Here is a 10,034-nt window from a genome sequence, read left to right on the forward strand (position 1 = left end):
TCACGCGGCCGCCCCCGTCACCGGCGCCTGGGACACCGGGATGTCGCGGACGATCTCGAACGCTTCCCCGAGCCCGAGACCGAACGCGTCGCAGAAGCTCGCGATGAACGCCCCAGACGGCTGTGCGCCGCGGATGATTCGCCGGAGCGTGGTGCGGTCGGAGCCGACAAGCCGCGCGACGGCCTCTTCGGAGTTGAGGTTTCGGGTTTCACGGAGCCGGTCAACGAGACCCGGCTTGAGTCGGATGGAGACTGACATCTCGCTCCCTTCGTGTAGCAACTCTGCCTTGTGATGAGGCAACTCTGCCACAGAAAATCGAGGAATCAAGACAGATCCGCCTCAGCGTGTCGAAGTTGTGAAGCGTGTTCGCATCATTCCGCGCGTCAGGGGCTTGCGCGTGATGCAAAAGTGCATCAAACTGAGGGCATGGCAGACAACCTCAGCGACTACTTTCAGCGCGCCACTGGCGCACGCAGCGTGCGCGCCATCGCGTTGAGGGCTGGCCTAGAGCCGTCCACGCTGAACAGGCAGCTCACCGGGGCCACCACCCTCGCGGTAGAGACCGTTGTGACGATCTGTCGAGCGTTTGATCTCGACCTGGCAGATGCATTCGTCGCGGCCGGGTACATCACCGAGGAGGAGGCTGACCGTCTTGGGGCGCGCGTGGCCCTGTCAGCGTTCTCCGACCTGGAGTTGGCGCGAGAGATCGTGGTCCGAATCGAGAACGCCACGGCGAGCGAGGATCTCACCGGCGACCTGCCTATTCCGATCAACGTCCGAGGGGCCGGGCAGGATGACCTTCTAGCGGTCGCATCGGAACGGACCGATGATGACGAGACGGACGAGGGGTACGAATGAGGGGGAAGCTCGAGGACATCGCTGATGCTCTCGGGGTCACGATCGAGTACGCCGAGCTGGTGACCCGTGACGGCGAGTACCGCCACGACTTGAAGCGGATCAGGCTTCGCGTCGGCATGACGCTTCGCAAGGAGACGTGCGCTCTCGCACACGAGCTTGCACACGCCGTGTGGGGCGACGTGCCATCGAAGTTTGGCCCCGTGAACGCCAAGCAGGAGCGCCGAGCCGACGAGTGGGCCGCGCTGATCCTCATCACGCCCGAGCGCTACCGCGCCGCGGAAGAACGGTGGGATGGGCACACGGGCGCCATGGCGTACGACCTCGGCGTCACGACGAAGATCATCACCGCGTTCCAGCGGGTGCTCGCTCGCATCGGCGACACCGTCTACGTGGACCCCCACATGGGCGAAGGTCAGTGGGCTGCGAAGGTGCTCGTCTGAGACGCTGCGCTGCAGCTACTTCCGGTGGTCCGTCCACGTCTGGCCGTTCCACCAGCGCAGGTTCGGCGTGCCGTCCGGGTCCGAGTACCATCCGGCATCCGGGCCAGAGCCTGCGATCGGCGCCGGCTGAGTCGGCGCCGGCGCCGCCTGAGCTTGGTGGCCTTCGTAGAAGGATGGCGGGAAGGGGCGCCCGTCGCTGCCATCGTGCGGCGCCACCGCGGCGCCGATGAGCCTGCCTGCGAGGCTCTGGGAACCTGGACGGTCGTGGAGCGACATCTGGTGGCCGCACGTGTTGCAGGTGCCGGAGAAGGCCATCGCCACCTCGGAGACGCCGGCCGTCGCGACGGCCGCGCCGACGCGGCCCGTATTACGCACGCCCACTCCGACGCGGCTGGTGGTGCACTTCGAGCAGTCGGCGCAGCCGGTGAGGACTCGCTGTCGTCTTCCCATGGCGTGATCCTATCTGGCCAGCGCGCCGGCGAAGTGGGCACCAAGCGCTTCGAGCGCGCGGCGCGCCTCAGCAGATGAGACGTGCTGGTACCCGCGCGTGGTGCGCACGTCCATGTGGCCGACGATCTCGCCGATGACCTTCGCGTCGACGCCGAGCTCCATGAGCACGGTTGCCGTCGTGTGGCGCGCGAAGTGGGTCGTGGGAGTCTCCGGAGTGCCAGCCGGTCGGTCCCGCGGCGGGAGCGCCTGTTCCGGGGTGATGACCCCTGCTTCGAGGAGGAGGGATCGCCACTCAGCCTGGTCTTGCTCAGGCGTGATCGGGGAGCCGTCGTCGTTGCGCCAGATGAGGCCGTGCGGGTTCGGCCGGGTATCGCCGGCGAGGTAGGTCGTGAGCACGTCCTCGAGGGCCGGGATAAGGGGGAAGGTACGCGCGTTGCCGGACTTCGGCCGGACGAGACACAGGCGTCCGTCGAGCTGTCGGTGCGTCATGCCTGGCGCGACGATGAGTCGGCGTTGCAGGCAGGCCCCCGCTCGGGTCTTCCCGCAGGTGTCGTTGCATCCGTGCCGGAAGCGCACCTCGGTGAGGGACCACTGCACGGTGAACTCGTGGCGGGCGAGGTCGGCGCTGTCGAGGGTCGCCCCCAGCCGCTCCCCCTGGCGCATGCCGGTGAGGATGGCGAACCACCAGCGCGACCCGTCTGGGCGGTTGAGTGCGGCCTGCAGGACTCGGAGCGCGACGTCCGTGTCGAGCGCGCCACGGCCGCCTTCACCTCGGCCGGGAGGGGTCACGTCCTGTGCGACGTTCTTCGCACACACGCCGTCCATGCGTGCAGCTTCGAGCATGGACGACAGCACAGCGTGCACCTTCTGCGCGGACGAGACGGCGCGGCCTGCGGCAGTGACCGACTGGGTGACCGTGCGCACGTCGGAGGGCTTGAGCGCTGAGACTCGCTTCTTCCGGAGCACGGGGAGAATCCACTTCCGGACTGCGGACTCGTAGCCGGCGAGAGCGGCCGGCTTCATCGAAGGCTCGCACACGGTGCGGAGCCAGTGCTCGGCCCACGCTTCGACGGTTACGGCCTTGTCGAGCGGCGCGCCGTGGGCGTCGATCTCCTTCCTCAACGCGACGAGCTTGTCGCGTGCGATCATTCTCGTCTTCCCGGTTACCGTCCGCTGGCGCCGCCTGCCATCAGGGTGGAAGCCGTCGTCGATCACGCCTCGCCAGAGCCCGCGGCTCTTCACGTAGAACAGTCCGCCGTCGCCGTGGCTGCGCTTCTTGGGCATCGTCGTTCCTCTCATCGGAGCAGTGCACACATAGGTGCACACATGCACTCGCAATCGCTACGTTTGCAGGTGCTACCGACATAAACGACGAAACCCCCGGAATCACGGGGGATTCCGGGGGTTTGATGGAGCCGCTTGTCAGAATCGAACTGACGACCTTTTCATTACGAGTGAAATGCTCTGCCGACTGAGCTAAAGCGGCGTGCGACGCGTGAGCGGCGCGATCACCGATATTACCCTGTCTCGCGCTCGCTCGCGAATCGAGGCTCTCTCACTCGCAGCGCAGGCCGTCTTCCGGCACCACGTCTTCGAGGAGGAACGCCTCCACCGCCTCGTCGACGCAGACGTTGCCCTTGTTGTAGCCGGTGTGGCCCTCACCCACGCGGGTGATGAGGACGCCCTCGGAGAGCTGGTCGGCGAGCGACTCCGACCACTCGTACGGGGTCGCGGGATCGTTGGTCGTGCCGACGACGACGATGGGACCCGCGCCTTCCGCGGTGATCTTCTCGCGGGTGCCGGTGGGCGGATACGGCCACACCTCGCACGGGTCCGGTCCCGACCAGTACGGCGCGATGGTCGGCGCCCCGTCCGCGATCTTCTTCTCCGTGGCCGCCTCGGCCGCAGGGTCGTCCTCGACCGGGTAGTCCATGCAGTTGTACGCGCGGAAGGCCTCGGTCGAGTTGTCGATGTAGGTGCCGTTCTCCCGGCCGTTGTAGAAGTCGGCGAGGCGGAAGGCCGTCGACGGGTCACCCTGCAGCGCCTCGTCCAGGGCCTGGGTGAGGATCTCCCAGCTGTCCTCCGAGTACAGCGCCGCGATGATCGCCGTCATCAGGGCGTCGGCGCCCATGAGCCGGCCGTCACCGTTCTTCAACGGCGTGCGATCCGCGCTCGCGAGCAGGGCGCCGAGATCGGCCATCGCCTCGTCGACCGTCCCGCTGAAGGGGCACGAGCCGGAGTCGAGGCAGTTCTGCATGTAGGCCCGCAGGGCCGACTCGAAGCCGAGCGCCTGCGTGGCACCGACCTCGAGACCGGGGACGGAGGGATCGATCGCCCCGTCGAGCACGAGCCGCCCGGCCTTCTCCGGGTAGAGCTTGGCGTAGGTCGCGCCGAGGAACGTGCCGTACGAGTACCCGAGGTAGTTGAGCTCCTTGTCGCCGAGGACGGCGCGGAGGAGGTCCATGTCGCGGGCGGCGTTGACCGTGGTGATGTACGGGAGGATGCCCCCGCTGTTGGCGTCGCACGCCTCTCCGAAGCCGCGGGCGGAATCGAGCAGCTCGGTCTCCCACTCCGGGGTGCCCCGCGGCGCCGAAGGGATGCCGTAGAGGTACTCGTCCATCTCCTTCGTGTCATAGCAGGTGACGGCGGTGGAGGCGCCGACCCCGCGTGGGTCGAAGCCGATGACGTCGTAGTTCTCGATGAGCGCCGGACCCACCGCGTAGTCGAGGCTTCCCTGGATGAGGTCGACGCCGCTGGAACCGGGGCCACCGGGGTTCGTGAGCAGCGAGCCGATCGCCTCGCCCTCGGCCCGATGCCGCACGACGGCGAGCTCGATCTCTCCCGCTCCGGGGTCTTCCCAGTCGAGCGGCGCGGTGACGGTCGTGCAGTCGAAGCCCGGACCGCACTCGGTCCAGTCCAGCCCCTGGGAGTAGAAGGGAAGCAGATCTTCCGCGACACCCTCGGTATCCGGGGTCTTCTCCACGGCCGGCTTCGAGGACTGCTCCGGGATCATGGCGTAGAGGCACCCGGAGAGCACGACCGAGGCGGCGGCCAGACCGGCGATGAGCGCCGCGGAGCGACGGAGGCGGGGCAGGGATCGAGTCTTCACGGTTTCCTCCCGCTCGTGACGGTCACGAGCAAACTCTCGAGTGCGAGCAGCGGGGCGACGTTGCGCTCCAGCGCCTCTCGGGTCTCAGCCAGGTGGTCGAGCACGACGAGCGTACGCTCGACGCTCCAGGCGGCGGCGAGGGCGGCCAGCTCGGCGTGCAGCTCGCGATTGATGAGATCGTCACCGCGGCCGTACTGCAGCATCACGACATCGCGGAAGAGCGACTGCAGATCCGTGAGGACGCGGTCAATACCGTCCCGCAGACTCCGCGTCGCCCGCTTCTTCTGTTCGTCCTCCAGCGCGGACACCTGGGCCCGCAGCGCCGGAGGCACGGCCTGTCCCTCGGCGACACCGACGGTGCGCAGGAGCGCGGCGCGTTCCGCCGCATCCCGCTCGGCCGTGAGCGCCTTGGCGTCTTCCGTCGCCGCCTGGATGATGCGCCCGGCGACCTCGACCGCGTCGTTGACCCCACGCACGCCCATCACGGCGCGGAGCGTCTCGTCGCGGCGTCGCCGGGCGGCGCCGTCGGTGGCGAGTCGCTGGGCCATGCCGATGTGACGCTGCGCGTGTCGGGCGGCCTGCTCGGCGACGGCCTCGTCCACCCCCGTGCGGAGGCTGATGAGGCGGGACACGTCCGCCACGTCGGGTTCGCGGAGTCGGAGCGACCGCACGCGTGACCGGATGGTCGGGAGGAGGTCGGCCTCACTCGGCGCGCAGAGGATCCAGACGGTCTGCTCCGGCGGCTCCTCCAGCGCCTTGAGCAGCACGTTCGAGGTGCGCTCCACCATCCGGTCGGCGTCTTCGACGACGATGACCCGGTAGCGACCGGCGGACGGGGCGAAGTAGGAGCGCTCGACGAGGGCCCGTGCTTCGGCGATGGTGATGATCACCTTGTCGGTGCGCAGCGCCGTCACATCGGGGTGGGTGCCGGCGAGGACCTGGCGCATCGTGGCCTCGTCGTCCGGCCCCTCGGCGATGAGCGCTGCGGCGAAGGCATAGGCGAGCGTCGAGCGTCCGGATCCCGGAGGGCCCGTGATCAACCAGGCGTGCGAGAGCGCGGCCGGATCGGCCGAGGCGGCGCGCAACGTCTCGACGGCGGCCTCCTGCCCCCAGACATCGGCCCAGGGAAACGGCGGGGCGAGGGTCGAGGGCATGCACTCAGCCTAATCGGGACCGCCGACGCTCCCACCACCCGCTGACGGACCGTGCGTCCCGTCGGACGAAGCCGTCTCTGTGGAGGATCAGTCGAAGAGCGCCGAGACGCGGGCGCGGATCCGATCGGCGATGCGCTCGGGCGACGCCGCGGCGTCGATCACGAGGAACCGGGCGGGCTCCGCACGGGCCAGTTCGAGGTAGGCGTCGCGCACACGGGCGTGGAAGGCCTCCTTCTCGGCCTCCAGCCGATCGAACGGCTTGTCGGCCGAATCGAGGCGCGTGCGCGCCGTGGCCGGATCGAGATCGAGGAGCACGGTGAGATCCGGAAGAGCACCCTCCGCGGCCCACAGTGAGAGGTCGCGGATCTCCGTGGCGTCGAGGACGCGTCCGGCGCCCTGGTACGCCACCGAGGAGTCGAGATAGCGGTCCTGCAGCACGATCTCGCCGCGAGCGAGCGCGGGGCGCACCACCGTCGCGACGTGGTGCGCGCGGTCGGCGGCGTAGAGCAGCGCCTCCGCGCGCGGCGCGATGTCACCGCGGTGGTGGAGCACGATGTCGCGGATGAGCTGCCCGACCTCGGAGCCGCCCGGCTCCCGGGTGCGCACGACCGTCCGACCGCTCTGCTCGAGCCAGGTGGCGAGGAGGTTCGACTGGGTCGTCTTCCCGGAGCCGTCCCCGCCCTCCAGCGTGATCCAGAGGCCGGGGCCTGCGGTCACGAGTCCGCCTTCTCTGCCGCCTTCGCCGCCGCGTTCGCGGCCCGGGTCGCCGCCGCCTTCTTGGCCGCCGCCGAGCGGGCTGCCGACGTGGTCGACGTCTTCGCCGCCGTGGACTTCTTCGCCGTGGAGGCCTTCGCCGACGTCTTCTTCGCCGGCGCCTTCTTGGCCGGAGCCTTCTTGGCCGGAGCCTTCTTGGCCGGAGCCTTCTTCGCCGGAGCCTTCTTCGCCGCGCCCCGCTTGGGTGCCGGACCCTTGGCGCGCTTGTCCGCGAGCATCTGCACGGCGATCTCGAACGTGATGTCGTCCGGGGTCTGTCCGCGCGGGATGGTGACGTTCGTCTCACCGTCGGTGACGTACGGGCCGAAGCGGCCGTCGCGCACGCGGATGGGCTTGCCGCTCACCGGGTCGGCGTCGAACTCCGCCAGCGCGCTCGACGCCCGGCGGGCGCCGTACTTGGGCTGCTGGTAGATCTCCAGCGCCTGTTCCAGCGTGACGTCGAAGATCTGCGACTCGCTCTCCAGCGACCGGGAGTCGGCACCCTTCTTCAGGTACGGACCGAAGCGGCCGTTCTGCGCGGTGATCTCGTCGCCCGACTCCGGGTCGACGCCGACCACGCGCGGCAGGCTCAGCAGCTGCAGCGCGGTGTCGAGGTCGATCGTGTCGACCGACATCGAGCGGAACAGCGAGGCGGTGCGGGGCTTGGGCGCCGCTTCCTTCTTCGCACCGCGCTTCCCCTTCGCGCTGGGTGCCTGAGCCTGTCGAAGGTCGACGACCTCGCCGGTGGCCTCATCGACGACGGCGTCGTCGGAGACCGGATCGTTCTCCTGCACGTAGGGGCCGAAGCGTCCGTCCTTGACGACGACGACCTTGCCGTTCTCCGGGTTCACCCCGAGGACACGGTCGCCGGCGACCGGCGCGTCGATGAGCTCCTGGGCCTTCTCCGCCGTGAGCTCGTCGGGCGCGAGATCTTCGGGGACGTTGACGATGCGCGGCTTGGCCTCCGGATCCTTCGGGTCCGTCACCTCGAGGTAGGGGCCGTACTTGCCGAAGCGCAGCGTCGCGGTGTCGGTGATCCGCGTCGAGTTCAGCGCGCGGGCGTCGATCTCGCCGAGGTTGTCGACGACCTGGCGCAGACCCACGTGCGAGTCGGAGCCGAAGTAGAACGACTTCAGCCACTCGACACGGTTCTGCTCGCCGCGGGCGATGGTGTCGAGGTCGTCCTCGAGCGCCGCGGTGAAGTCGTAGTCGACGAGCTCGGCGAAGTGCTCCTCGAGCAGACGCACCACGCTGAACGCGAGCCACGTCGGCACGAGGGCCTGGCCGCGCTTGACCGCGTACCCGCGATCGAGGATGGTCTCCGGGATCGTGGCGAAGGTCGAGGGTCGGCCGATGCCCTTCTCCTCGAGCACCTTCACCAGCGAGGCCTCGGTGTAGCGCGGCTTCGGCGTGGTGCGGTGACCCTTCGCCTCCGCGGCGGACACGGCCAGCTCGTCGCCGACGGAGACGGCGGGCAGGGACTGGTTCTCCGCGGCGTCGGCGTCGCTGCGCTTCTCGTCGCGACCCTCCTCGTACGCCTCGAGGAAACCCTTGAACGTGTAGACCGTGCCGGAGGCGGTGAACTCCGCCGTCTGGCCGTCCGCCTCGACCGCGATGGTGACGGTCGTCGTCTCGTACTTGGCGTCCGACATCTGGCTCGCGACGGTGCGCTTCCAGATCAGGTCGTACAGCCGCTGCTCCTCGCGGTCGAGCTCGCCGGACAGCGAGGACGGCGTGCGGAAGTTCTCCCCCGACGGGCGGATCGCCTCGTGCGCCTCCTGGGCGTTCTTGCTCTTCGACTTGTAGACGCGCGGCTTGAGCGGCACCGCGTTGTCGCCGTAGAGAGCCACGGCCTGACTCCGGGCCGCCTGCACCGCCTGGGTGCTCAGCGCCGTGGAGTCGGTACGCATATAGGTGATGTACCCCTTCTCGTAGAGGCGCTGGGCGACGCTCATCGCCTGCTTCGCGCTCATCGAGAGCTTGCGGCCCGCCTCCTGCTGCATGGTGGAGGTCGTGAAGGGCGCGTAGGGGCTGCGGGTTCCCGGCTTGGCCTCGACCTTGGTGACGGTTCCCGCCCCGGCGGCGTCGACGGCGCGCGCAAGGGTCGCCGCCTTCGCCTCGTCGAGGACCACGACCGCCTTCTTGAGCTTCCCGGTGTCGTCGAAGTCGGAGCCGCGGGCGAGCTGGCCGCCGTCCACGCGCACCAGGCGGATGCGGAACGACGTGCCGGTCGCGGCCGCATCGGCGTCGACGTCCCAGTACTCCGCGGAGACGAAGGCCATGCGCTCGCGCTCGCGGTCGACGATCAGGCGGGTCGCGGCGGACTGCACGCGGCCGGCCGAGATCCCGGTCTTGACCTTGTACCAGAGCACGGGCGAGACGTCCCACCCGTAGAGGCGGTCGAGGATGCGGCGGGTCTCCTGCGCATCGACGAGGGCGTGGTCGAGTTCACGGGTGTTGCCGACAGCGGCCTGGATCGCGTCCTTGGTGATCTCGTGGAAGACCATGCGCTTGACCGGCACCTTGGGCTTGAGCGTCTCCAGCAGGTGCCAGGCGATGGCCTCGCCCTCGCGGTCCTCATCAGTGGCGAGCAGGACCTCGTCGGCGTGCTTGAGCGCGCGCTTGAGCTCGGCGACCGTCTTGGTCTTGCGGTCCGACACCACGTAGTAGGGGTCGAAGCCGTTGTCGATGTCGATGGAGTACTTGCCGTACGCCTTCTTGTCCTCGGCCGGGATGTCCTTCTTGTCGGCGAGATCGCGGATGTGGCCGACGGAGCTGAGCACCTCGTAACCGTCGCCGAGGTATCCCTGAATAGACCGCATCTTCGTCGGGGACTCGACGATGACGAGCTTCTTGCCTTCAGCCAAGGGGCGTCCTTTCTTCGAAGCACACCATACACACCGCTATCAGGGGTCGTTCACAGCGGGCGAGGGGTAGAGCCGCCGCCATGGTTCCTCGGGTGGCCCGGCACGAGCGCGGGAGACGGCAGCGAGTCCAGCGTACGCCGCCTCCACCGACACGGTCGCCACATACCCTTCCAGCGAACAGCTCGTCAGGGCCGCCCCGCTCGCCGCGGCGACCCTGGCGGCCAACGCACAGGGCTCGTCCGCCGTCGGCACCGCGCCGCTCGCGGCATCGGCGGCGGCGAGCGCGGCGGCGTCGGCCGCGCCCGCCGCACGCTGTGCCGTGACCGCCGCACCGCCCACCGCCGCGAGACCGACGGACAGCGTGGCGCTCACCACGAGGAGCGCGGCCGCGAGCGCCGACCCC

The 10,034-nt window shown here is 69.2% G+C and carries 10 protein-coding genes and 1 tRNA gene; 2 read left to right on the forward strand and 9 right to left on the reverse strand.

Translation table 11 applies throughout. From position 1 onward, the window contains the following. Positions 1-258, reverse strand: coding sequence for a helix-turn-helix domain-containing protein (locus tag D8M34_RS06150; RefSeq protein ID WP_126893457.1), 258 nt, complete (start codon positions 256-258; stop codon positions 1-3). Positions 259-426: 168 nt separating this feature from the next. Between D8M34_RS06150 and D8M34_RS06155 the strand changes: the two genes are divergently transcribed. Both D8M34_RS06155 and D8M34_RS06160 read left to right on the forward strand, forming a co-directional pair. Further along, positions 427-858, forward strand: a complete 432-nt coding sequence (locus tag D8M34_RS06155; protein WP_126893458.1) for a helix-turn-helix domain-containing protein — start codon at positions 427-429, stop codon at positions 856-858. After that, the gene (locus tag D8M34_RS06160) at positions 855-1,298 is read left to right on the forward strand and encodes an ImmA/IrrE family metallo-endopeptidase (protein ID WP_126893459.1); all 444 of its coding nucleotides are present in this window, start codon (positions 855-857) and stop codon (positions 1,296-1,298) included. The genes D8M34_RS06155 and D8M34_RS06160 overlap by 4 nt, the downstream gene beginning before the upstream one ends. A gap of 15 nt (positions 1,299-1,313) precedes the next feature. Here D8M34_RS06160 and D8M34_RS06165 read toward each other — a convergent pair whose 3' ends face one another. The 8 genes from D8M34_RS06165 to D8M34_RS06200 form a co-directional block, all read right to left on the reverse strand. After that, entirely contained in the window at positions 1,314-1,748 is a 435-nt protein-coding gene (locus D8M34_RS06165; RefSeq protein ID WP_126893460.1) for a DUF2510 domain-containing protein, read from the reverse strand. A gap of 9 nt (positions 1,749-1,757) precedes the next feature. Then, entirely contained in the window at positions 1,758-3,032 is a 1,275-nt protein-coding gene (locus tag D8M34_RS06170) for a tyrosine-type recombinase/integrase (RefSeq protein ID WP_126893461.1), read from the reverse strand. 126 nt (positions 3,033-3,158) lie between these two features. Then, positions 3,159-3,234 (reverse strand) — tRNA-Thr (locus tag D8M34_RS06175). A gap of 69 nt (positions 3,235-3,303) precedes the next feature. Beyond that, entirely contained in the window at positions 3,304-4,857 is a 1,554-nt protein-coding gene (locus D8M34_RS06180) for an alpha/beta hydrolase (protein ID WP_126893462.1), read from the reverse strand. After that, entirely contained in the window at positions 4,854-6,011 is a 1,158-nt protein-coding gene (locus D8M34_RS06185; RefSeq protein ID WP_126893463.1) for a DNA polymerase III subunit delta', read from the reverse strand. Before D8M34_RS06185 ends, D8M34_RS06180 begins: the two co-directional genes overlap by 4 nt. Positions 6,012-6,098: 87 nt before the next feature. Then, positions 6,099-6,728 (reverse strand): dTMP kinase, encoded by a 630-nt coding sequence (gene tmk, locus D8M34_RS06190; RefSeq protein WP_025104276.1) that lies wholly within the window; start codon positions 6,726-6,728, stop codon positions 6,099-6,101. Continuing rightward, complete coding sequence (topA, locus tag D8M34_RS06195) at positions 6,725-9,631, reverse strand: type I DNA topoisomerase (RefSeq protein WP_126893464.1); 2,907 nt, start codon at positions 9,629-9,631, stop codon at positions 6,725-6,727. Before topA ends, tmk begins: the two co-directional genes overlap by 4 nt. A gap of 39 nt (positions 9,632-9,670) precedes the next feature. After that, positions 9,671-10,034, reverse strand: a 364-nt coding sequence (locus D8M34_RS06200; RefSeq protein WP_238695606.1) for an Rv3654c family TadE-like protein, incomplete at its 5' end; no start/stop codon positions are given.

The organism is Microbacterium sp. HSID17254 (assembly GCF_003989315.1).
Classification (GTDB): Bacteria; Actinomycetota; Actinomycetes; order Actinomycetales; family Microbacteriaceae; genus Microbacterium.

What these genes read in the sequence shown, in the direction of transcription:
- D8M34_RS06170 (WP_126893461.1), bottom strand. Translation starts at nt 3,032, where the DNA reads ATGCCCAAGAAGCGCAGCCACGGCGACGGCGGACTGTTCTACGTGAAG.
- D8M34_RS06155 (WP_126893458.1), top strand. Translation starts at nt 427, where the DNA reads ATGGCAGACAACCTCAGCGACTACTTTCAGCGCGCCACTGGCGCACGC.
- D8M34_RS06160 (WP_126893459.1), top strand. Translation starts at nt 855, where the DNA reads ATGAGGGGGAAGCTCGAGGACATCGCTGATGCTCTCGGGGTCACGATC.
- D8M34_RS06165 (WP_126893460.1), bottom strand. Translation starts at nt 1,748, where the DNA reads ATGGGAAGACGACAGCGAGTCCTCACCGGCTGCGCCGACTGCTCGAAG.
- D8M34_RS06185 (WP_126893463.1), bottom strand. Translation starts at nt 6,011, where the DNA reads ATGCCCTCGACCCTCGCCCCGCCGTTTCCCTGGGCCGATGTCTGGGGG.
- D8M34_RS06150 (WP_126893457.1), bottom strand. Translation starts at nt 258, where the DNA reads ATGTCAGTCTCCATCCGACTCAAGCCGGGTCTCGTTGACCGGCTCCGT.